21 protein-coding genes are annotated in these 22,518 nt (G+C 60.8%); 12 read left to right on the forward strand and 9 right to left on the reverse strand.

The window, feature by feature from the left end:
- Positions 1–214 precede the first annotated feature (214 nt).
- From rraA to DK871_RS07310, 6 genes are all read left to right on the forward strand, one after another.
- Entirely contained in the window at positions 215–706 is a 492-nt protein-coding gene (rraA, locus tag DK871_RS07285) for a ribonuclease E activity regulator RraA (RefSeq protein WP_056786731.1), read from the forward strand.
- A gap of 25 nt (positions 707–731) precedes the next feature.
- Positions 732–1,727, forward strand: coding sequence for a zinc transporter ZntB (locus DK871_RS07290; RefSeq protein ID WP_161904528.1), 996 nt, complete (start codon positions 732–734; stop codon positions 1,725–1,727).
- A gap of 86 nt (positions 1,728–1,813) precedes the next feature.
- Positions 1,814–2,059 (forward strand): hypothetical protein, encoded by a 246-nt coding sequence (locus DK871_RS07295; RefSeq protein ID WP_014719486.1) that lies wholly within the window; start codon positions 1,814–1,816, stop codon positions 2,057–2,059.
- 2 nt (positions 2,060–2,061) lie between these two features.
- Positions 2,062–2,886, forward strand: coding sequence for a mechanosensitive ion channel domain-containing protein (locus DK871_RS07300; protein WP_003193288.1), 825 nt, complete (start codon positions 2,062–2,064; stop codon positions 2,884–2,886).
- 87 nt (positions 2,887–2,973) lie between these two features.
- Positions 2,974–3,564 carry an RNA polymerase sigma factor SigX gene (sigX, locus tag DK871_RS07305; RefSeq protein ID WP_003193286.1) on the forward strand — a complete coding sequence of 197 codons (591 nt, stop codon included), beginning with the start codon at positions 2,974–2,976 and terminating at the stop codon, positions 3,562–3,564.
- A gap of 107 nt (positions 3,565–3,671) precedes the next feature.
- Complete coding sequence (locus tag DK871_RS07310; RefSeq protein ID WP_034128361.1) at positions 3,672–4,652, forward strand: OmpA family protein; 981 nt, start codon at positions 3,672–3,674, stop codon at positions 4,650–4,652.
- Between the two features lie 57 nt (positions 4,653–4,709).
- Here DK871_RS07310 and cobA read toward each other — a convergent pair whose 3' ends face one another.
- The 8 genes from cobA to DK871_RS07350 all read right to left on the reverse strand — a co-directional run bounded on the left by cobA (position 4,710) and on the right by DK871_RS07350 (position 15,987).
- Positions 4,710–5,453: a uroporphyrinogen-III C-methyltransferase gene (gene cobA, locus DK871_RS07315; protein ID WP_161904529.1), complete on the reverse strand. Its 744-nt coding sequence runs from the start codon at positions 5,451–5,453 to the stop codon at positions 4,710–4,712.
- A gap of 10 nt (positions 5,454–5,463) precedes the next feature.
- A complete protein-coding gene (locus DK871_RS07320; protein WP_161904530.1) occupies positions 5,464–8,172 on the reverse strand; it encodes a nitrate reductase in 2,709 nt (902 codons plus the stop codon).
- Complete coding sequence (nirD, locus tag DK871_RS07325; RefSeq protein ID WP_003193279.1) at positions 8,172–8,489, reverse strand: nitrite reductase small subunit NirD; 318 nt, start codon at positions 8,487–8,489, stop codon at positions 8,172–8,174. The genes DK871_RS07320 and nirD overlap by 1 nt, the downstream gene beginning before the upstream one ends.
- On the reverse strand, positions 8,486–10,939 hold the full coding sequence (nirB, locus tag DK871_RS07330) for a nitrite reductase large subunit NirB (protein WP_161904531.1): 2,454 nt from the start codon (positions 10,937–10,939) through the stop codon (positions 8,486–8,488). Before nirB ends, nirD begins: the two co-directional genes overlap by 4 nt.
- A 233-nt stretch (positions 10,940–11,172) precedes the next feature.
- Positions 11,173–12,840 carry a bifunctional protein-serine/threonine kinase/phosphatase gene (locus DK871_RS07335; RefSeq protein WP_161904566.1) on the reverse strand — a complete coding sequence of 556 codons (1,668 nt, stop codon included), beginning with the start codon at positions 12,838–12,840 and terminating at the stop codon, positions 11,173–11,175.
- Complete coding sequence (locus DK871_RS07340; protein WP_161904532.1) at positions 12,840–14,051, reverse strand: NarK/NasA family nitrate transporter; 1,212 nt, start codon at positions 14,049–14,051, stop codon at positions 12,840–12,842. Before DK871_RS07340 ends, DK871_RS07335 begins: the two co-directional genes overlap by 1 nt.
- Positions 14,052–14,198: 147 nt before the next feature.
- Positions 14,199–14,774: an ANTAR domain-containing response regulator gene (locus DK871_RS07345; RefSeq protein WP_161904533.1), complete on the reverse strand. Its 576-nt coding sequence runs from the start codon at positions 14,772–14,774 to the stop codon at positions 14,199–14,201.
- Positions 14,775–14,787: 13 nt separating this feature from the next.
- Positions 14,788–15,987, reverse strand: coding sequence for a CmpA/NrtA family ABC transporter substrate-binding protein (locus DK871_RS07350; protein WP_161904534.1), 1,200 nt, complete (start codon positions 15,985–15,987; stop codon positions 14,788–14,790).
- A 246-nt stretch (positions 15,988–16,233) separates the two neighbouring features.
- Between DK871_RS07350 and DK871_RS29550 the strand changes: the two genes are divergently transcribed.
- From DK871_RS29550 to DK871_RS07375, 5 genes are all read left to right on the forward strand, one after another.
- Positions 16,234–16,965, forward strand: coding sequence for a secretin N-terminal domain-containing protein (locus DK871_RS29550; protein WP_161904535.1), 732 nt, complete (start codon positions 16,234–16,236; stop codon positions 16,963–16,965).
- A 15-nt stretch (positions 16,966–16,980) separates the two neighbouring features.
- A complete protein-coding gene (locus tag DK871_RS07360) occupies positions 16,981–17,196 on the forward strand; it encodes a FliM/FliN family flagellar motor switch protein (RefSeq protein WP_003193267.1) in 216 nt (71 codons plus the stop codon).
- 166 nt (positions 17,197–17,362) lie between these two features.
- Positions 17,363–17,752 carry a winged helix-turn-helix domain-containing protein gene (locus DK871_RS07365; RefSeq protein ID WP_044275094.1) on the forward strand — a complete coding sequence of 130 codons (390 nt, stop codon included), beginning with the start codon at positions 17,363–17,365 and terminating at the stop codon, positions 17,750–17,752.
- Entirely contained in the window at positions 17,739–18,206 is a 468-nt protein-coding gene (locus DK871_RS07370) for a transglycosylase SLT domain-containing protein (protein ID WP_161904536.1), read from the forward strand. The genes DK871_RS07365 and DK871_RS07370 overlap by 14 nt, the downstream gene beginning before the upstream one ends.
- 85 nt (positions 18,207–18,291) lie before the next feature.
- Positions 18,292–19,311 carry a quinone-dependent dihydroorotate dehydrogenase gene (locus DK871_RS07375; RefSeq protein ID WP_161904537.1) on the forward strand — a complete coding sequence of 340 codons (1,020 nt, stop codon included), beginning with the start codon at positions 18,292–18,294 and terminating at the stop codon, positions 19,309–19,311.
- A 120-nt stretch (positions 19,312–19,431) separates the two neighbouring features.
- On the opposite strand, the gene rmf is transcribed toward DK871_RS07375, so the two are convergent.
- Positions 19,432–19,647 carry a ribosome modulation factor gene (rmf, locus tag DK871_RS07380; RefSeq protein ID WP_002553055.1) on the reverse strand — a complete coding sequence of 72 codons (216 nt, stop codon included), beginning with the start codon at positions 19,645–19,647 and terminating at the stop codon, positions 19,432–19,434.
- A gap of 531 nt (positions 19,648–20,178) precedes the next feature.
- Between rmf and rlmKL the strand changes: the two genes are divergently transcribed.
- Positions 20,179–22,443 (forward strand): bifunctional 23S rRNA (guanine(2069)-N(7))-methyltransferase RlmK/23S rRNA (guanine(2445)-N(2))-methyltransferase RlmL, encoded by a 2,265-nt coding sequence (gene rlmKL, locus DK871_RS07385; RefSeq protein ID WP_161904538.1) that lies wholly within the window; start codon positions 20,179–20,181, stop codon positions 22,441–22,443.
- Positions 22,444–22,518 lie beyond the last annotated feature (75 nt).

The following is a 22,518-nucleotide window of genomic DNA, read 5'->3' on the forward strand; positions in this document are numbered from 1 at the left end:
GGGGCGTTTCACTCTTGAATGGTTGCGGCTAAGATATGACGCGCCAGGCGCTTCTGGTCATATTCAGTCGCGCAACGTGTATTGCGTTGCGCGGATCAGGGTTTGATCATGGCCGCCGCCAACGCGCAGGCACTTAAAGAATGCCTGTCGCGGGGCGTTTTCTTGATGTGCACCGTGGATGTTCGACCTCTTCTTTGATGACAGGAGTTTCTCGATGAACCATTACGTGACCCCCGACCTGTGTGACGCCTACCCGGAGCTGGTGCAGGTAGTGGAGCCGATGTTCAGCAACTTCGGTGGCCGAGACTCCTTTGGCGGCGAAATTGTCACCCTCAAATGCTTCGAGGATAACTCCCTGGTCAAGGCGCAGGCAGACCTGCCCGGCGCTGGCAAAGTGCTGGTGGTCGACGGTGGCGGTTCCCTGCGCTGCGCGTTGCTGGGAGACATGATTGCCGAGAAAGCCGCGAAAAATGGTTGGGAAGGGCTGGTGATCTACGGCTGCATCCGTGATGTCGACGTCATCGCCCAGACCGACCTGGGCGTGCAGGCCCTGGCCTCGCACCCGAAAAAAACCGACAAGCGCGGCCTTGGCGACCTGAACGTGGCGGTGACATTCGGGGGCGTGACGTTCCGCCCCGGTGAGTACATTTATGCCGACAACAACGGGGTGATCGTGTCGCCCACCCCACTGAAAATGCCTGAATAAACTGCCGTAACCGATCGGGGTGAGGATGTTCGAAGAAGAAAACGCGCAATGGGGGCTGGTGCATGCCCTGGTGCTGGACGGTAAAGGCGGTGCGCGTTCGATTGCCCGGACTGAGCTCGACGATTTGCAGTTGCAGCCCCAGGAAAGCCTGTGGCTGCACTGGGATCGCAGCCATCCTCAAACCCAGACCTGGCTGCGTAAATCCAGCGGCCTGAGCGAGTTTGCCTGTGATCTGCTGCTGGAGGAGAACACTCGCCCACGCCTGTTGCCGCTGCCGGACGCCGAACTGCTGTTGTTTCTGCGCGGGATCAATCTAAACCCAGGCGCCGAGCCCGAAGACATGGTGTCGGTGCGCATCTTTGCCGCCGCCAACCGCGTGATCTCCCTGCGTTTGCGCCCCTTGCGCGCTACCGATGAGTTACTGGTGCAATTGGCAGACGGCAAAGGCCCCAAGACGGCGTCTGAACTCATCCTTTATATGGCCCAGTACCTGACCAATAAAGTGCAGGATCTGGTTGCTGGCTTGTCTGAAATCGTCGATTCCGAGGAAGAAAATCTCGATGCCGACGAACGGTATACTCCGGAGCACGGCAGCGTTCTGCAGATCCGTCGAAGGGCTGCCGGGCTCAAGCGTTTCCTGGCCCCCCAGCGGGATATTTTTGCCCAACTCACGCGCATCAAATTGGCATGGTTCTGCGACGACGATGCCGACTACTGGAACGAGTTACACAACAGCCTGACCCGCTACCTGGAAGAGCTGGAATTGGCCAGAGAGCGCGTGGGGCTTGTGCTTGAGGCCGAAGACCGGCGCTTGAGCCTGCGCATGAACCGCACCATGTACCGCTTCGGGATCATCACCGGGATCTTCTTGCCGATGAGTTTTCTCACCGGCCTGCTCGGTATAAATGTGGGCGGCATTCCATTCTCTGCCAGCCCTTATGGATTCATGATCGCGTGCCTGTTGATGGTGTCTGTGGCACTGGGGCAATGGTGGTTATTTCGACGATTGCGCTGGGTTTGACCTGAATATGACCTGAACGTAAGAAAGGGCCGATGTGACCCGATGAATTTTACCCTCGTCTTTTAAATCACTTGCGAGAGGTCTCTATGCACGATCCGTTCGAACAGTCTTTGCGTGACATGCTCAATGCTTCGCCATCCAACCGTGATGACGATGCTTGCCTGGGCCGCGTACTGAAAACCGCCAACCGTCAGGTAGGGGCGGGTGACCTGTTCGGTCTGCTCGGGCGTTGGTTGCCGGCGTTGATGATGGCCCTGAACAATGGTTCGGCCCATGTGTCACCGGTTTCCCGGCGTAAACCTCTTGCTAGCACTGCTGATAAGGCTGATTGAATATGGAACTTGATCTCTGGACCCAGAGTCTGGTCACCGCGATGACCGCATTGTGGACCAAGGTGGCGAATTTCATTCCCAACCTGTTTGGTGCCCTGGTCCTGGTATTGCTGGGGTTTGTCGTCGCCAAGCTGCTCGATACCCTGCTGTCCAAATTGCTTGCCAAACTGGGCCTCGATCGCCTGATGGCCGGCACTGGCCTGACCAAATTGCTCGGCCGCGCGGGGTTGCAAGTACCGATTTCGACCCTGATCGGCAAGATCGTCTATTGGTTCGTTCTACTTATTTTTCTGGTTTCTGCAGCGCAGTCCCTTGGACTTGAGCGAGTTTCAGCTACGCTCGACATGCTGGCACTGTATTTGCCGAAAGTGTTCGGCGGCGCGCTGGTGCTGCTGGTGGGGGTTTTACTCGCGCAATTGGCCAACGGGCTGGTGCGCGGGGCCGCCGAAGGCGTGGGCTTGGACTACGCGGCGGGCCTTGGGAGAATCGCCCAGGGGCTGGTGATCATCATCAGTATTTCTGTCGCGATCAGCCAGTTGGAGGTCAAGACTGACCTGCTTAACCACGTGATTGTGATTGTTTTGATTACCGTTGGTCTGGCAGTTGCGCTGGCCATGGGGTTGGGAAGCCGGGAAATTGCCGGTCAGATTCTTGCGGGAATCTATGTGCGTGAGCTGTATCAAGTTGGGCAACAGGTGCGTGTGGGCGAGGTCGAAGGGCAAATCGAGGAGATCGGCACAGTCAAGACAACCGTGCTGACCGATGACGGGGAACTGGTGTCGCTGTCCAACCGGATTCTCCTGGAGCAGCAGGTCAGTAGCCGCTAATCCGGCAAATCCTGCTAATGTACGCCGCCGCAAACCCGGGTGACCGGGTTGCAGCGGACATTGACCTGACTGTCGGCACGACTTGTTTTGAATAAAGCCCAAACGCTGTCCACGCGCTATGACCCCCGTGAGCTCTCTGATGAGGAGTTGGTCGCGCGCTCGCACACGGAGCTGTTTCACGTAACACGCGCGTACGAAGAATTGATGCGCAGGTATCAACGCACTCTGTTCAACGTTTGTTCAAGGTATTTGGGGAACGATAGAGATGCGGATGATGTCTGTCAGGAAGTGATGCTCAAGGTGCTATACGGCCTGAAGAACTTCGAGGGCAAATCGAAGTTCAAGACCTGGCTGTACAGCATCACGTACAACGAGTGCATCACGCAGTATCGGAAGGAACGGCGAAAGCGTCGCTTGATGGACGCTTTGAGTCTGGACCCCCTTGAGGAGGCGTCTGAAGAGAAGGCGCCGGCACCCGAGGAAAAGGGCGGACTTGATCGCTGGTTGGTGCATGTGAACCCGATTGACCGCGAAATTCTGGTGCTTCGATTTGTCGCAGAGCTGGAATTTCAGGAAATCGCTGACATCATGCATATGGGTTTGAGTGCTACAAAAATGCGGTACAAGCGTGCTCTTGATAAATTACGTGAGAAATTTGCGGGCGAGACTGAAACTTAGTGCGTAGCAAATATCTCTTACGTGTAGGCAAGTTCTGTTAGACTTGTCGCCGAGTTGTCCCCCGGTTTGTGGGACTGCTTTACAATCACCAGATGGGGATTTAACGGATGAAACTGAAAAACACCTTGGGCTTGGCCATTGGTTCTCTTATTGCCGCTACTTCTTTCGGCGTTCTGGCACAAGGCCAAGGCGCAGTTGAAGGCGAGCTGTTCTACAAGAAGCAGTACAACGATAGCGTTAAGCACATCGAAGACGGCTTCAACCCAGGCGCTCGCATTGGTTACTTCCTGACCGACGATCTGTCGTTGAATCTGTCGTACGACAAGACCAACCACACCCGTTCGAACGACGGCACTGGCAACCAGAAGATCAAAGGTGACACTGGCAGCCTCGTTGCTCAGTACCACTTCGGTCAGGCTGGCGTTGATAGCCTGCGTCCATACGTTGAAGGCGGTTTCGGCCACCAGAGCCGTACCAACGTTCAGGCTGACGGCCACAGCGGTCGCGACCAGACCACTTTCGCTACCATCGGTACCGGCGTGAAGTACTACTTCACCAACAACCTGTACGCTCGTGCTGGTGTTGAAGCTGACTATGGTCTGGACAACGGCAAGTGGGACTACTCCGCACTGGTTGGCCTGGGCGTGAACTTCGGCGGTAACGCTGGCGCAGCTGCTCCAGCTCCTACCCCAGCACCAGCTCCAGAGCCAGTTCCAGAGCCAGAAGCTCCGGTTGCTCAGGTTGTTCGTGTTGAGCTGGACGTTAAGTTCGACTTCGACAAGGCCGTTGTTAAGCCTAACAGCTACGGCGACGTTAAAAACTTGGCCGACTTCATGGCTCAGTACCCAGCTACCAACGTAGAAGTTGCTGGTCACACTGACTCCGTAGGTCCAGACGCTTACAACCAGAAGCTGTCCCAGCGTCGTGCTGACGCTGTTAAGCAAGTCCTGGTTAAAGACGGCGTTGCTCCTAGCCGTGTAACTGCTGTTGGTTACGGCGAATCCCGCCCAGTTGCTGACAACGCAACTGAAGCTGGTCGCGCTGTTAACCGTCGCGTAGAAGCGTCGGTTGAAGCTCAAGCTCAGTAATTACTGAGTAAAGAAAAGCCCGGCTCAGGCCGGGCTTTTTTTCGCCTGCGATTTGCTTCAGGCGCTAGCTGCAGTTGCGATACTGGTCGTCTGTGCGGTGCCGGCAACCTGGCCAATCACCAGGATGGCCGGGCTTTTGAGTGCAAAGTCTTTTGCAGCTTCATGCATGGCCGCAAGCGAGCTGCGGCATTCCCGTTGTTGGGGCAACGAAGCGTTTTCGATCATTGCCACCGGCATATCCGCAGCCATGCCGCCGTTGAGCAACTGTTCGCGGATTTCTTCCAGCTTGGCCACGCCCATATACACCACCAGCGTGGTGCCACCTTCAGCCAGCGCACGCCAGTTCAAGCTGCTGTCATCCTGGGTATGCGCGGTGACCAAGGTCACTCCCCGGCTCACCCCGCGCAAGGTCAATGGGATGTCACACTGGGTCGCCCCGGCCAGCCCTGAGGTGATGCCATTGACCAGTTCCACCTCGACTCCGCGCTCGCGCAGCCAGGTTGCCTCTTCGCCACCGCGGCCAAAAATACACGGGTCACCGCCTTTAAGGCGTACCACGCACTTGCCCTGGCGTGCATAACGCAACATCAGGCGGTGAATAAACTCCTGCGGGGTAGAGCGACAGCCCCCGCGCTTGCCGACGGTAATCACCCGGGCGCTGGGGCAGTGTTCCAGTACTGCCGGGTTGACCAGATCATCAATCAGCACGACGTCCGCTGCCTGCAGCGCCCGGACCGCTTTGAGGGTCAGCAACTCCGGGTCACCAGGCCCAGCGCCTACCAGCCACACTTTTGCGCTCATGTTGTTCCCCTTACACACTGATGGCGATTGGCTGCGGGTTGCTGGCCAAAAGACGTTTGATTTCCGGCACGCAGGATCCGCATTGGGTGCCGCAGCCCAGTGCCTGTTTGAGGCCATCCAGGTCCAGGCCGCTGCCGATACCGGCACACACGGCGTTTTCGCTGACGTTCTTGCAGTTGCACACAATCTTGTTGCTGGCCGTGGTACCGCCCGGTGGCGCGCTCAAGGGCGCCAGCAACCAGCGCCGCAGTTGCTCATCGGCCCGGCCTTCCAGCCACAGGCTTTGCAGCCAGTGACGGGCCAGGGTTTCGCCGGCCAGGCGCAGGGCGGTGATGCGGCCTTTCTCGATTTTCACGCGCTTGCCGATTGAGCGGCGCGGGTCGTCATAGGCCATTACCGGGCCGTCGTTGAGGCCCAGCAGGTGGTCGATGCGGGTCAACAGTTGCAGGTCGGGCGCCTCGGTATGCGCGGCGCGCACCAGCAGCGCGGGGCGTTCGCGGCCGGCCAGGCTCAGGCTGACGTAGGCAAAGGTTTCACACAGTGGGCGCAAGGCTTCGAAGTGCTGCTGCACATCGCCTTCGATCAGTGCAAACAGCTGCCATGGCAGTTGCACTGCTTCCAGGCGCACGCCGCTGTGCTTGAGCTCCGGCTGCTTGGACAAAGGGTCGAACGCCGGTTGCGTGAGGGTATTGACCCCGCCCTTGAGAAAACGGTCGCCCCAGTGCATGGGCAGGAACGCTTGGCCGGGGCGCACACTGTCATCGCTGCCCACGGCGACGATCACGCTGCCGCGACGGCTTTTCAGGCTGACCAGGTCACCCTCTTTGAAGCGGTGGCGGCGTAATTCGTCCGGGTGCAGGCTCAACAGCGCCTCACTGACGTGCCCGAACAACTGCGCGGCGGTGCCGGTGCGGCTCATGCCGTGCCATTGGTCACGCAAGCGACCGGTGAGCAGGGTCAACGGAAATCGCGCATCGCGCTGTTCCTTGGCGGCGCGATAAGGCTCGGCGACAAACTGCGCCCGCCCAGTGTCAGTGGGGAAAATACCGTCGGTGTACAAGCGCGATGTACCCGCCTGCGCACCCTCGGGAAACGGCCATTGCTGCGGGCCGAGCTGGTCGAGCAGGGCGTGGCTGATGCCGGACATATCCAGGTCACGGCCTTGGGTCAGTGGCTTGAATTCATCAAACAGCTGCGTCGCTTGCTCAAAGGCGAACAGGCTCGGCTGCCCTGGACGCAGACGGCGCTCCAGGCGCTGGGCGAAATCCACCGTGATCGCCCAATCCGCGCGTGCTTCACCCGGTGGGTTGATGGCGCGGCGCACGTGGGAAATACGCCGCTCGGAGTTGGTCACCGTGCCGTCTTTTTCACCCCAACTGGCGGCGGGCAATAGCAGGTCGGCATAGGCGGCGGTTTCGGTGTTACGAAACGCTTCCTGCAACACCACGAACGGGCACGCTGCCAAAGCGGCGCGCACCGCGTTCTGGTCGGGCAGCGATTGGGCAGGGTTGGTACAGGCAATCCACAACGCCTTGATCTTGCCAGCCTGCACCTGTTCAAACAGTTCGATGGCGGTAAGGCCGGTGGTCGCCGGCAGTTGTTCCACGCCCCAATAGGCCGCCACTTCAGCGCGGTGTTCTGGGTTGGCCGCGTCGCGGTGGCCTGGCAGCAAATTGGACAGGCTGCCGGTTTCGCGCCCGCCCATGGCGTTCGGTTGGCCGGTCAGGGAAAACGGCCCGCAGCCCGGGCGGCCAATGGTCCCCGTGGCTAAATGCAGGTTGATCAGCGCGCTGTTTTTGGCGCTGCCGGCGGTGGACTGGTTAAGGCCCATGCACCACAGCGACAAAAAGCTGCTGGAGGTGCCGACCCACTGCGCGCACAGGCGTAACTGTTCGACGCTGATACCGCACAGCTGCGTGACCATCTGCGGCGTGTAGTCATGCACCAGGCGCTTGAGTTCGGCCAAGCCGTCGGTGTGGGCCTGGATAAACGCGCGGTCGACCCAGTCTTCCCACAGCAACAGATGCAAAATCCCGTGGAACAACGCCACATCCGTGCCCGGCAAGATCGCCAGGTGCAGGTCGGCCAAGTCGCAGGTGTCGGTACGCCGAGGGTCAATCACCAGCACTTTCATCTGCGGGCGTTGCGCCTTGGCTTGCTCCAGGCGTCGGAACAATACCGGGTGGGCGTAGGCCATATTGCTGCCGACGATCATCACGCAGTCGCTGTTTTCCAGGTCTTCATAACTGCACGGCGGTGCATCGGCGCCCAGACTGCGCTTGTAGCCGACCACCGCCGAAGACATGCATAGGCGGGAGTTGCTGTCGATATTGTTGGTGCCCACCAACGCCCGCGCCAACTTGTTGAAGCTGTAGTAGTCCTCGGTCAGCAGTTGCCCGGAGATATAGAACGCCACACTGTCGGGCCCGTGTTCGGCAATGGTCTCGGCGAACACGTTGGCCGCATGTTCCAGGGCGGTGTCCCAGTCGGTGCGAGTGCGTGCCAGTGCTTTGCCCAAGCGTAATTGCGGGTAGAGGGCGCGGGCGCTCAAGTCGCCGGTCAGGTGCAGGCTCGCGCCTTTGCTGCACAACTTGCCGAAGTTGGCCGGATGGCTGGGGTCGCCTTGCACCCCCAGGATCTGTTCGCCGTCATGCTCGATCAGCACGCCGCAGCCCACCCCGCAATAACAGCAGGTGGACGCGGTGGTCTGGCGGTTCATCAACCCGCGTCCCGCAGGGCCAGCATCACCCGGCCGTTTTCGACCCGGGCCTGGTGATGGTGGGCACAGCCGATATCCGGGGCCTGGGCTTGGCCGGACTCAAGGTCGATCTGCCAATTGTGCAATGGGCAGGCCACCCGCTTGCCGTAGATCAAGCCTTGGGACAGCGGCCCGCCCTTGTGCGGGCAGCGGTCGTCGAGGGCAAAGACTTCGTCGTCACTGGTGCGAAAAATCGCGATGTCACCTTTCGGCCCGCTGATGATGCGCGAGCCCAGCGCGTTGATTTCATCGAGGGCGCAGATATCCAGCCAGTTCATAGCGAGACCTCCAGTTGTTTGACGGGGATCACGTCGAATTCCTTTTTCAGCAGCGGCTGTTCCAGGCGTTCCTTCCACGGGTCCTGCTCGAATGACAGCGAGAATTGCAAACGCTCATTGAGGGCTTGGCGGCGCGCCGGGTCTTCCAATACGGCCCTCTTGATATGCTCCATGCCCACTCGCTGCAGGTAGTGCACGGTGCGCTCCAGGTAGAAGGCTTCTTCGCGGTACAACTGCAGGAACGCGCCGTTGTATTCGCGCACTTGCTCGGCGGTTTTCACCTTGACGAAGAACTCCGCGACTTCAGTCTTGATCCCGCCGTTGCCGCCGATGTACATCTCCCAGCCCGAGTCGACGCCGATAATGCCCACATCCTTGATGCCCGCCTCCGAGCAGTTACGTGGGCAACCGGACACCGCCAACTTGACCTTGTGGGGCGACCACATATTGAACAGGTCATGCTCCAGCTCGATGCCCAGTTGTGTGGAGTTCTGCGTACCAAACCGGCAGAACTCGCTGCCCACACAGGTTTTGACGGTACGGATGGATTTGCCATAGGCATGCCCGGACGGCATATCCAGGTCCTTCCATACCCCTGGCAAGTCCTGCTTCTTGATACCGAGCAAGTCGATGCGCTGGCCGCCAGTGACCTTGACCATCGGCACGTTGTACTTGTCGGCCACATCGGCGATGCGGCGCAGCTCTGAAGGATTGGTCACGCCGCCCCACATCCGTGGTACCACGGAGTAGGTGCCGTCCTTTTGAATATTGGCGTGGGCCCGTTCGTTGATCAGCCGCGATTGCGGGTCGTCCTTGGCTTCGCCGGGCCAGGTGGAGATCAGGTAATAGTTGAGCGCCGGGCGGCAGGTGGCGCAGCCATTGGGGGTGCGCCAGTTCAGGTAACGCATAGTGCTGTCGATGGTCAGCAGATGTTGCTCGCGAATGGCCTGGCGGATCTGCCCGTGGTTGAGGTCGCTGCAGCCGCAGATGGCTTTTTCACTTTTGGGTTTGACGTCGGCGGCGCCGCCCACGGTGTTGATCAGGATCTGCTCGACCAGCCCGGCACAGGAGCCACAGGAGCTGGCAGCCTTGGTGTGTTTTTTCACCTCATCGACACTGAACAACCCTTGTTCCTGGATCGCCTTGACGATGGTGCCCTTGCACACGCCATTGCAGCCGCAGACTTCGGCGCTATCGGCCATGCTCATGGCTTTGTCCTGGCCTTGATGGCCGACATCGCCGAGTGCATTCTCGCCAAACATCAGGTGATCGCGGATTTCACCGATGGCGTGGTTCTCACGGATCTGGCGGAAATACCAGCCGCCATCGGCGGTATCGCCGTACAGACAGGCACCGACCAGGATGTCGTCCTTGATCACCAGCTTCTTGTACACGCCGCCAATCGGGTCGGAGAGGGTGATGGTCTCGGTGCCTTCGCCACCCATGAAGTCGCCGGCGGAGAACAGGTCGATGCCGGTGACTTTCAGCTTGGTCGAGGTCACCGAGCCCTTGTAAGTGGCAAACCCCAATTGGGCCAGGTGATTGGCGCAGACCTTGGCTTGCTCGAACAACGGCGCCACCAGGCCATAGGCGATGCCGCGATGGCTGGCGCATTCACCGATGGCATAGATGCGCGGGTCGTAGGTTTGCATGGTGTCGTTGACCAGGATCCCACGGTTGCAGGGGATGCCGCACTTTTCCGCGAGCTCGGTATTGGGGCGGATGCCGGCGGCCATCACCACCAGGTCGGCGGGGATGATGTCGCCATTTTTGAACTGCACCGAGCCGACGCGGCCATTGCCGGCATCGTGCAGGGCCTGGGTTTGCTCGCACAGGCGAAACACCAGACCGCGGCTCTCCAGTTCGGTTTGCAGCAACTGGCCGCTGGTCTTGTCCAGTTGCCGCTCCAGCAGCCATTCACCGATGTGCACCACCGTCACGTGCATGCCGCGCAGCATCAGGCCGTTGGCCGCTTCCAGGCCGAGCAGGCCGCCGCCGATTACCACTGCATGCTTGTGAGTCTTGGCGGTGTCGATCATCGCCTGGGTGTCGGCGATGTCGCGGTAGCCAATCACGCCCTGCAAGGTGTTGCCGGGAATCGGCAGGATAAACGGTGTGGAACCGGTGGCGATCAGCAGGCGGTCATACTCGGCCTCGGTGCCGTCTTCGGCGATGACTTTGCGCTTGACCCGGTCGATCTGCACCACCTTGCGGTTGAGCAGCAGCTTGACGTTGTTGTTCAGGTACCAGTCCAGGTCGTTGAGCACGATCTCTTCGAAGGTTTGCTCACCGGCCAGTACCGGCGACAACAGGATGCGGTTGTAATTGGTGTGAGGCTCGGCGCCGAACACGGTGATGTCGTACAGCTCACTGCTCAGCTTGAGCAGTTCTTCCAGGGTGCGAACCCCGGCCATGCCGTTGCCGATCATCACCAGTTTGAGTTTTTTCATGTCGTTCTCCGCAATGGCTCGACAAATCGTGCGCAAACAAAAAAGGCGTCCCCGCTAGTCAGCTAGCGAGGACGCCTTTGTCCTGGTCCCGTTCTCTCGGGAAGCTCGGCCCTTCGTCGTTGAAGGAGCGGCTATATGTGGGGTGTTGGGAAAGCTAATGCAGCAGCTGTGCCAAGTCCCTATAGCCCCAGTTTTACTGGGCGTTTACACAGAGAGCCGGCGAATTCTGCCCGTTAGTGGTGCAGCAGCCAGTACAGCAGCACCAGATTGAGCAGCATTGAAGCCACCGCCAGGGTCTGCCAGACCTTCAAGGGTTCGCGTTCGAGCAATGGCCGTGGGCGTAGGCTCAATTCGCGGCGGTCGGCCTGCTCCAGCACCAACAGCCATTCTTCGGCGGTTTCATAACGTTGGGCCGGGGCAGCGGTCACCGCTCGTTCCAGGCTGTGTGGCAACCACTCCGGCAAGTCGGGTCGATAACGGCTGGCGCTGACGGGCTGGTTAAACCTGGGCCGTTGGAAGGCCTCGATTTCACCGTAGGGGTAATGCCCGGTCAGCAGGTAATACAAGGTCACGCCGACGCTATACAAATCCTGTTGCGCCGTAGGATGCTCGCCAGCGAACGCCTCGGGCGCGATGAAGCTTGGGGTGCCGGGCAGCAGGTAGGCACGGTCCTCGGAGAGCCCGGGGCAATAGGCCAGGCCGAAGTCCAGCACCCGCAGTTCGCCATCTTCTCCCAGCAGCAGGTTTTCCGGCTTGATGTCGCGGTGCAGGATCTGCCGGCGATGCAGCAGGCCCACGGCGCGCAGCAAGCGTTCGGCAATCGACTGCCATTGCGCTAACGGCAGCGGGCCCTGTTGTTGGAACAGTTGGGCCAGGGTTTGCCCGGCGTATTCGCGCATCACGTAGTACAAATGCTGACGACCGCTGGCGGCATGCACTTCGGGAAAGGCGCGGCCGGCGACCCGGCGCAGAAACCATTCCTCCGATAACAAGGCCTGGGCCGCATCGGTATCCTCGCAACGCAACGGCAAGGTCTTGAGCAGCCAGGGTTGCCCCTGGGCATCGTGCACGCGGTACAGCAACGACTGGCGACTCTGCGCCAGCACGCTATGCACCTGCCAGCCTTCAAAGGTTTGCCCGACTTTAAGCGGTGGCGGCAGTGGCCATTGCTGCAACTGTACCAAGGCGTCGCCGAGGGTGGCGGCGCCGAGTTGATCGATGCGCACCAGCAAGGCGCTGGCGTTGTCTTGGCTACCCGCCAGGTGGGCGGCGTTGACCAGGGTGTTGACGGCCAGGTCGAGGTCGTTTTGCTCGCGCAGGATCGCGCCGATGCTGTGATCGCCCAGTGTGGCCCACACCCCATCGCTGAGCAGCAGGAAACTTTCGCCCTCGCGCAGTTGGCCATCAAGAAAGTCCAGCACCAGATGCTGATCCAGGCCGAGGGCGCGCTTGAGCACATGTTGCATGCCCGGCTGTTCCCACACATGGTCTTCGCTGATGCGCTGCAACTCGCCGTCAAGCCAACGGTACGCCCGGCAATCACCGACATGGGCCAGGGTGAAACGTTGCCCGCGAAACACCAGGGCGCTGAGGGTGGTGAGCAAAGGCTGCCCACCGCCGTTGGCTTGCAACCAGCGATTCTGCGCCAGTAACAGACGCTCCAGCGCCTGGGCCACGCTCCAGGTCTGTGGCGTGGCGTAGTAGTCCAGGGCCAGGGCCTGCAAGGTCGAGCGTGCGGCCAGGCCACCGTCGGCGCATTGGCTGACGCCGTCGGCCAGTGCGCACAGGTAGCCTTTACTCGCGGCCAGTTCTGCCATGGGCGTGACCACCCGCAGCGCATCCTGGTTTTCGCTGCGTGGGCCGATGGCGCTGGCCTGGGCGACGCTCAGTCGCAGGCTCATCAGACGCGGGCGGCGGTCACGGCGGCCGAACCCCAGGTGGTTCTCCAGCGCCGCTTCACTCCATGCAGGCCGAACCACGCCAGCACACCGAGGCTGGCGAACAACCACAAGGCCAGTTGATAGCTGCCGGTGCTCTGCTTGATGGCGCCCATGCCTGCCGCAAGGGCGAAGCCGCCGATGCCACCGGCCATGCCGATCAGGCCGGTCATGACGCCGATCTCACTGCGAAAACGCTGCGGCACCAATTGGAATACCGCGCCATTGCCGGCGCCCAGGCCGAGCATGGTGCAGACAAAAAGCGCCAGCGCCGCGTAGGAACTGGGCAGGTTGAACCCCACGGCCGCAATGCAGATCACCGCCACGCTGTACATGCCGAGCAGAGTCTTGATCCCGCCGAACCGGTCTGCCAGGGCGCCGCCCAAGGGGCGCATCAGGCTGCCGCCGAATACACAGGCGGCGGTGTAGTAGCCGGCGGTCACCGGGCTCAGGCCGTACTGGTCGTTGAAGTAGCCGGGTAGGGCGCTGGCCAGGCCGATAAACCCGCCGAAGGTCACGCTGTAGAAGAACATGAACCACCAGCTGTCACGGTCGCCCAAGGCCTTGAAGTAGTCGGCCATGGCTTTGGCTTTTGGCCGTTCAGGCGCATTGCGCGCCAGCCAGGCGAACACGATCAGGGTCAGCACCAGTGGGATCAGCGCAAAGCCGAACACGTTGCTCCAACCAAACGCGGCCGCCAGCACGGGCGCCAACAGCGCGGCAAACACGGTGCCGGAGTTGCCGGCGCCGGCGATGCCCATGGCTTTGCCCTGGTGCTCTGCCGGGTACCACTGGGACGCCAAGGGCAGGGCGACCGCGAAGGACGCACCGGCCATGCCCAGGAACATGCCCAGCAGCAACGCTTGTCCGTAGCTGTGGATCCCCAGCTTCCAGGCGCAGAACAGCGCCACGATCACAATCACCTGGCCAATCAGCCCGGCGGTCTTGGGCGACAGCTTGTCGGCCAGCATCCCCATCAAGAAGCGCAGCACCGCGCCCGCCAGGATCGGCGTGGCCACCACCAGGCCACGCTGTTGGGTGGTCAGATGCAAGTCAGCGGCAATCTGCACCGCCAGGGGGCCCAACAGGTACCAGACCATGAAGCTCAGGTCGAAATACAAGAACGCGGCAAACAGGGTCGGGGTGTGCCCGGATTTCCAGAAGCTTGATTTCATCACGCACCTCAACGGTTGGGGGTCTAGAAACGAAAAAACGCCGCCACCGGGTTCGCGAGGGCAAACCGGGTGGGCGACGTCTTTGTCGTGGAGGGGGCAACCGCCGTTGGCTACCTGTGATAATTCTTTAGCAAGAGCTGAGCCACATCAGCCGAGCAACTCGCTCATGGCAATAATCTGCTCTGCCACCTGGATCAGTTTCTGTTGACGGCTCATGGCCTGGCGGCGCATCAGGGTGTAGGCCTCTTCTTCGTTACAGCTCTTCATTTTCATCAACAGGCCCTTGGCCAATTCGATGCGCTTGCGTTCGGCCAGTTGCTGGTCGCGGGCATGCAGCTGGGCGCGCAGGGCCTGGTCACTTTCGAAGCGCGCCATGGCCACATCGAGGATCGGTTGCAGGCGCTGGGCGTGAATGCCTTCAACGATATAGGCACTGACGCCGGACTTGATGGCCTGGCGCATCACATTCGGGTCGTGCTCGTCGGTGAACATCACGATGGGCCGGGGCTGATCACGGCTGACCAGCACCACTTGCTCCATCACATCGCGCCCGGGTGATTCGGTATCGATCAGGATCACATCCGGGCGCACTGTTTCGACGCGTGCGGGCAGGTCGATGGTCAAGCCGGACTCATCGATCACCTCGAAGCCGGCCTCGGTCAATGCCGCCTTGAGGCGCCCGACCTTGCGCGGGGTGTCGTTGATCAACAGGATTCGCAGCATCGTCGGGCTCCTGTCAGCGCAGCGCTTGGCGGTTGGCGTCATTGGCCAAGGCATGCAGGTGGAAGCTGCGGGCATAGCCGGCGGGGTCGCTGCCGTCCCAGGTCTTGCCGTCGAGCAACTGGCTGCGGCGCATGTCCGAGTTGCCAGGGGTAATGCCTAGCGCCTCGGCCGCCTGGCGGTACAGCGCCAGTTGCTGCACCTGCCGGGCGACGCCCAGGTAGTCCGGGTCTTCACGCAGCAAGCCCCAGCGCCGGAACTGGGTCATGAACCACATGCCATCGCTGAGGTAGGGCAGGTTCACCTCGCCGTCGGCGAAAAAGCGCAGCGCATGGGGATCCTGCCATTGGTTGCCCAGGCCATCCTCATAGTGTCCCAGCAAGCGCGGTTCGATGCAGGCCACAGGCGCATCGAGGTATTCAGGGGCACTGAGCAACTGGGCGGTAGAGCGGCGGTTTTCACGGCTCTGCTCGATAAACCGGCTGGCCTCGAGGATCGCCATGACCAGCACGCGTGCGGTATTGGGGTAGGCGTCAACGAAGGCTTGGGTGCAGCCCAGGACTTTTTCCGGGTGGTCCGGCCAGATCGCCTGGCTGGTCGCCAGGGTGAAGCCCTGGTTCTGTTGCACTGCGCTGGCGCACCAGGGTTCACCCACGCAAAGGCCATCGATGCGTCCGGCTTGCAGGTGCGCCACCATTTGTGGCGGCGGCACTACTACGCTGTTCACATCCTGCAAGGGATGAATGCCTTGGCTCGCCAGCCAGTAATACAACCACATGGCGTGGGTGCCGGTGGGAAACGTCTGGGCGAAGGTCAGTTTTGTCCGGCTTTGGTGCACATGGCGTTTCAATGCTTCAGGAGTGATCACCCCTTGCCGTTGCAGGCCTTGGGACAGGTTGATGCCCTGGCCATTCTGGTTCAGCCCCATCAGCACCGCCATGGGGCTGGGGGCGACGCCGCCGATGCCCAGGTGTACGGCATAGATCAGCCCGTAGAGACTGTGGGCGGCGTCCAGTTCACCGCTGACCAGCTTGTCGCGCAGGTTGGCCCAGGACGCTTGGCGCTTGAGGTTGAGTGTGAGGCCGTAGGGTTGGGCGAAGCCCTGGGTGGCGGCGACCACCAGCGAGGCGCAATCGGTCAGGGCCATGAACCCCAGGTCCAGGCTGCTCTTTTCCGGGGCATCGCTGCCGTTTACCCAAGCCAGCGGATCGTTCATCAATACCTGCCTTTTTCTGAAAAAAAAGCGCCGTTTCCCAGGTTGGCGTATAGGCCATTGCAGGGGAACGACGCCTTTGTCCGTAGGCCCGTGCCGCCGTTGGTGCGAGCCTGATCCAGAATGCAAAGCAAGGCACATGCCATGGGCAGGACGTCGCAGTTGGCCGTCAACTTTCCATCATGATTGATCCTCGTGCGCCTCGCAGTATGGCCGCTTCTTCAGGCCAGACCGCCAGGCATATCCACGGTGCACGCTGATTTACTCGCAACCCTCAATTGCCGCTGGCTGTACAGCGCGCTGATGTGCGCCGCGCTGTTGCTGGGCAGTCGTACGGCCTGTGGCGAGGTGTTGCCGTTCTACGCCGCCGACGACGCGAGAAGCTCGGCCGTGGTGCTGCGGCATATTTCCGTCAGTAGGCTGCGCGGCATCATGCGCCGTGCGGGGCTGGATGAGCCGCGTTACCCATTGCGGGAACACGGCGGGCGTACGTTCTATGTAACCGGCCCTTCCAGTTATGTCGACCAGGTGTTGCGTCTCGCCCAACGGATGGACCGACCCCCTCGCAAGGTGCCAGAGCGCGCCCCGGTATTCGGCGTGGTGAAAGTGATCAATGTCCTCGTGGACGATCACCTGCAGGGCGCGGGAGCCAACAAGGTCCAGGTACCGGGCATGGCCTCCATGCTCGAAGCTCGGCTATCCCAGGCGCAGAAGGACCAGCTGGCCGATGGCCGCCTTGCGGTGATGGCCTATCCGGATACCAACAGTCTGTTGGTCAAGGGCCCACCCGCCCAAGTGAAGGTCATCGAAAAACTGGTGGCCGAGCTGGACGTCGCCCAGCCGCTGGATGACGCCTCGCCAAGGCAGGCTGGCGTAGATGGCGATGTACTGCCCTGGATTGGCCCACCTCAGTTGAGCGCCGCGCAACACGAGCGTGTGCGACGTGCGTTCCTGGGAGCGGACCCGGAGTTTTCCCCCTGAAAAAGGCGTTTGTCCATGCACCTGGAAATATTGCTGCAGGAGCAACTGATCAGCCGCAAGCGTTTGGCCGCATTCGCACCGGGGAAGGTGCTGCCCTTGGACCCAGGCGTCACCCGCTGTGTGGAGGTGCGGGTCAATGGACAACTGATGGCAGTGGGAGAGTTGGTGCAGTTGGAGGATCGGCTAGGGGTTGAATTGCAGGAGACGTTTCAGGAGTGGTTGCCGCGATAAGGGTGCATTAGCGAATTGTCTGACCGGCTGCGGCCAAAAAAAGGCGAATGAATGGGTTTTTTCCTAACGCGGGTATTCGAGCCGGTTTTTTATAGTCGTGCCAATGGCAGATGAGCTGGTCACACAATAAGGATTTGAATGTCAGTAGTCGACTACAGAGGTGCGTATGGCCGTCGTGACGGATGAAACGACGACGTCCCTGGTTTTCGCGCGTTGGACCTTGCATGGCGACGGCCGGTTGACGGGCGTGGAGGCGGATATTCAGTTGCCTCCCAAGGAGGGGCACGTGCTGCGGTTGCTGCTGGCCTCCGGTGGCGCGCTGATGACCAAGGACCGTTTGCTGGAACTGGCCTGGCCTCGGGGTGAAGTGGCCGAAGAGTCACTCACGCGGTGTATTTATTCCCTGCGCAAGCACTTGAGGGCCGACAAAGGCTTTATCAAGACGATTTATGGCAAGGGCTATCGCTTTACCTGCCCGGTGCGCACAGGTGATCAACCCAGGGCAGTGGCACACGTGTGCGCCGTCTGTGGTCAGGCCAGCAATGTCCAGGGTTGAGGCATGGGGCATAGGCCTGGTGCTCGGGGTATTGATGGGCAGCAGCCAGGCCTGGGCCTTTTGCTGGGAAGAGGCGGCCAGCCGCTACGACCTTGAGCCGGAGTTGCTGCAAGCTATCGCCTCGGTCGAATCGGGTTACCGGGCGCAAGCGATGAACTACACCAACCGCAATGGCACGCGGGATATCGGCTTGATGCAAATCAACAGCATCCACTTGCCGCGCTTGCTCAAGCAGGGCATTACCGAAGAACGGCTGTTGAGCGAGCCTTGCCTGTCGGTGGAAGTAGGCGCCTCGATTCTTGCCGAATTCATCCAGCGTTTTGGCTACAACTGGACGGCGGTGGGGGCTTACAACGTGGGGCCGGGGCCCGGGCCACAGCGTGAGGCATTGCGTCTGCGCTATGCCGAAAAGATTTGGGTGCGTTATGAGGCGTTGACGGCGCAACATCAATGAGATCAGGTGGCACGCCTCGCATGCAGGCCGCCACCCCGGCTATAATCCCCGCCACCTTTTGCCGCCATCCGAGTCTAGCCCGCCCATGTATACCCTGGCCCGCCAGCTGTTGTTCAAACTCTCTCCGGAAACCTCCCACGATCTGTCCCTGGACCTGATCGGTGCCGGTGGCCGCCTGGGGCTCAATGGCCTGGTATGCAAGGCACCGGTGAAAGTGCCGGTGTCGGTGATGGGGCTGGACTTCCCCAACCCGGTCGGGCTGGCAGCCGGCCTGGACAAGAACGGCGCGGCCATCGACGGGTTTGCGCAGTTGGGTTTCGGCTTTGTCGAAATCGGCACCGTGACGCCGCGGCCGCAACCGGGCAATCCCAAGCCGCGCATTTTCCGCCTGCCGGAAGCGGAGGCGATCATCAATCGCATGGGCTTCAACAACCTCGGGGTCGACCATCTGCTGTCGCGGGTTCAGGCGGCGAAGTACACCGGCATCCTGGGTATCAACATCGGCAAGAACTTTGACACGCCGGTGGAGCGTGCGGTGGATGACTACCTGATTTGCCTGGACAAGGTCTACGCCCACGCCAGCTACGTCACCGTCAACGTCAGCTCGCCCAACACCCCGGGCCTGCGCAGCCTGCAATTTGGTGATTCCCTCAAGCAACTGCTCGAAGCCTTGCGCCAGCGTCAGGAAGACCTGGCCGTGCGTCATGGCAAGCGTGTGCCGCTGGCTATCAAGATTGCGCCGGACATGAGCGATGAAGAAACCGTACTGGTGGCCCAGGCCCTGGTGGATTCAGGGATGGATGCGGTGATTGCGACCAACACCACCCTCAGCCGCGTGGGCGTCGAAGGCCTGGCCCATGGTGACGAGGCGGGCGGCCTGTCGGGCGCGCCGGTGCGTGACAAGAGCACCCATATCGTCAAGGTGCTGGCGGCCGAGTTGGCTGGGCGTTTGCCGATCATCGCGGTGGGCGGTATCACCGAAGGCAAGCACGCAGCTGAGAAGATCGCGGCCGGCGCCAGCCTGGTGCAGTTGTACTCCGGCTTTATCTATAAGGGGCCGGCGCTGATTCGCCAGTCGGTGGATGCCATCGCTGCCTTGCGCTGATCAGGCAATAAAAAGGGCTCCATGAAGGAGCCCCTGGGCCGAAGCCCGCCGCCCGGATGGGGCGCGCGTGGTTAAGTCGTTACATGCTTCAAAGGTGTGTGTCGGAATTAAATGCCCTGATTAGCCGACGGCGTGAAGTTCGTTGAGTCTGTGGATGCCCGCAGTGCCAGTCATACCGTCCCAGTTGTCGCCGCGTCCTTCTCGCCAGCCGTTGATCCAGGCTTGGCGTACCGACGGTAGAGTAAATGGGCAAAGCTCACGGGATTTTCCATGAACGCCATATTGATATCCGCGTAAAAATGCTCTTTCCAACGGATCACGCTTAAGTCTTCTCATAGGGTGTTTCCCTCACTTGTTGACTGTCTAGATATCCTTCGGCCTTGTCCAAGGCCGGGCAGAGTTTTTCTGCCGTTGGTGGGCTCGCTGCCGGCGTGGCGAGCCAAGTGTTGGCACCGTTACGGCGCCAACCTGTGTTGAGTTCTAACCAATAGGTCACATGGTTTCAATGATCGTTTTGTCATAAGCACGTAACGATAACGATGCTATAGCCATAAGCTGGGCTGGTTATTCGCCCCTTTTATAGGGCAAAGCCAGCTATGATGTGCCCTGCACAGAGGAAAGGTTTAATCCCTTGGTGAGAATGCCCGCCTGTTGCAGTCGGTTATTATTCGACGAAGGGTCGGAATATTTCTTTTTGTTGCGCAAAATTCTTCTTCTGCCTCGCCAATAAAGGCTCAAGGGCCCGTCAGACGGGGTGGAACGGCACATTCGTGCCACGCGAGCACTCTTCAAGAAAAGTGCTTGATTGAAAACCGAACCGGCGATGCGTCGCCTGTTCACTTATTGCTGAAAAGCCTGGAATGCCCCATGTCGGACCGTTTTGAACTCTTCCTCACCTGCCCCAAGGGCCTCGAAGGCCTGCTGATCGAGGAAGCCGTCGGGCTTGGCCTTGAGGAAGCTCGCGAGCACACCTCGGCCGTGCGCGGCATGGCCGACATGGAAACCGCCTACCGCTTGTGCCTCTGGTCGCGCCTGGCCAACCGTGTGTTGCTGGTGCTCAAGCGCTTCCCGATGAAGGACGCCGAGGATCTTTACCACGGCGTGCTGGACATCGAATGGGCTGACCACATGGTCCCCGACGGTACCCTCGCGGTGGAGTTCAGCGGCCACGGTTCGGGCATCGACAACACCCACTTCGGCGCGCTGAAGGTCAAGGATGCGATTGTCGACAAACTGCGCACCCCGACCGGCGAACGTCCGTCCATCGACAAGATCAACCCTGACCTGCGCATTCACCTGCGCCTGGACCGTGGCGAAGCCATCCTGTCCCTGGACCTTTCCGGCCACAGCCTGCACCAGCGCGGCTACCGCCTGCAGCAGGGCGCGGCGCCCCTGAAGGAAAACCTGGCGGCGGCGATCCTGATCCGCGCCGGCTGGCCGCGTATTGCAGCCGAAGGCGGCGCACTCACGGACCCGATGTGCGGTGTGGGTACCTTTCTGGTCGAGGGCGCAATGATCGCCGCCGACATGGCCCCCAACCTCAACCGTGAACTGTGGGGGTTCACCACCTGGCTGGGCCACGTCCCGGCGCTGTGGAAAAAATTGCACGCAGAAGCCACTGAGCGTGCCGCCATCGGCATGAACAAGCCGCCGTTGTGGGTACGTGGCTACGAAGCCGACCCACGCTTGATCCAGCCTGCGCGCAATAACATTGAGCGCGCCGGGCTGAGTCATTGGATCAAGGTGTACCAGGGCGAAGTCGGCACGTTCGAGCCGCGTCCGGACCAGAACCAGAAAGGCCTGGTCATCTGCAACCCGCCTTACGGCGAGCGCTTGGGTGATGAAGCCAGCCTGTTGTACCTCTACCAGAACCTCGGCGAGCGTCTGCGCCAGGCCTGCATGGGCTGGGAAGCGGCGGTGTTTACCGGCGCGCCAGACCTGGGCAAGCGCATGGGTATCCGTAGCCACAAACAGTATTCGTTCTGGAACGGCGCATTGCCGTGCAAGTTGCTGCTGATCAAGGTCAACCCGGATCAGTTCGTCACCGGCGAACGCCGCACCCCTGAGCAGCGCCAGGCCGAGCGTGAGCAAGCGGCTTACGACCAGGCTCCGAGCGAGCCGGCAGAGCGTCAGTACAACAAGAACGGCAACCCGATCAAACCCGCCCCCGCCCCCGTGGTGGAGCAGGCGCGCTTGAGCGAAGGCGGGCAGATGTTTGCCAACCGCCTGCTGAAGAACCTCAAGCTGTTGGGCAAATGGGCCAAGCGCGAAGGCGTGGATTGCTACCGTGTGTATGACGCCGACATGCCTGAGTACTCCATGGCCATCGACCTGTACCACGATTGGGTGCACGTGCAGGAATACGCCGCGCCTAAATCCATCGACCCGGAAAAAGCCTCGGCCCGCATGTTCGATGCCCTGGCGGCCATTCCCCAGGCACTGAACGTCGACAAGAGCCGTGTGGTGGTCAAGCGTCGTGAGCGTCAGAGCGGCACCAAGCAATACGAGCGTCAGAGTGCCCAAGGTAAATTCACCGAGGTCAGCGAAGGCGGCGTGAAGTTGCTGGTCAACCTCACCGATTACCTGGACACCGGCCTGTTCCTCGACCACCGCCCGATGCGCATGCGCATCCAGAAGGAAGCGGCGGGCAAGCGCTTCCTCAACCTGTATTGCTACACCGCCACCGCCAGTGTGCATGCTGCCAAGGGCGGCGCGCGCAGCACCACCAGCGTCGACCTGTCCAAGACCTACCTGGACTGGGCGCGTCGCAACTTCTCCCTCAACGGCTTCTCCGACAAGAACCGCCTGGAACAGGGTGACGTGATGGCGTGGCTGGAAGCGAGCCGCGATGAATTCGACATGATCTTCATCGACCCGCCGACCTTCTCCAACTCCAAGCGCATGGAAGGCATCTTCGACGTGCAGCGTGACCATGTGCAGTTGCTCGACCTGGCCATGGCGCGCCTGGCGCCGGGTGGCGTGTTGTACTTCTCCAACAACTTCCGCAAGTTCCAGCTGGAAGACAACCTTAGCGAACGCTATGCGGTCGAGGAAATCAGCGACAAGACCATCGACCCGGATTTTGCGCGCAATGCCAAGATCCACCGCGCCTGGAAAATCACCGCACGCTGATTTTTCCCTGTAGGAGCGAGCTTGCTCGCGAAAAACGTCAACGATAACGCGGATATCCTGGATGAACGCGGTGCC

This window comes from Pseudomonas sp. L13, assembly GCF_009935965.1.
GTDB classification, from domain to species: Bacteria; Pseudomonadota; Gammaproteobacteria; order Pseudomonadales; family Pseudomonadaceae; genus Aquipseudomonas; species Aquipseudomonas lactis.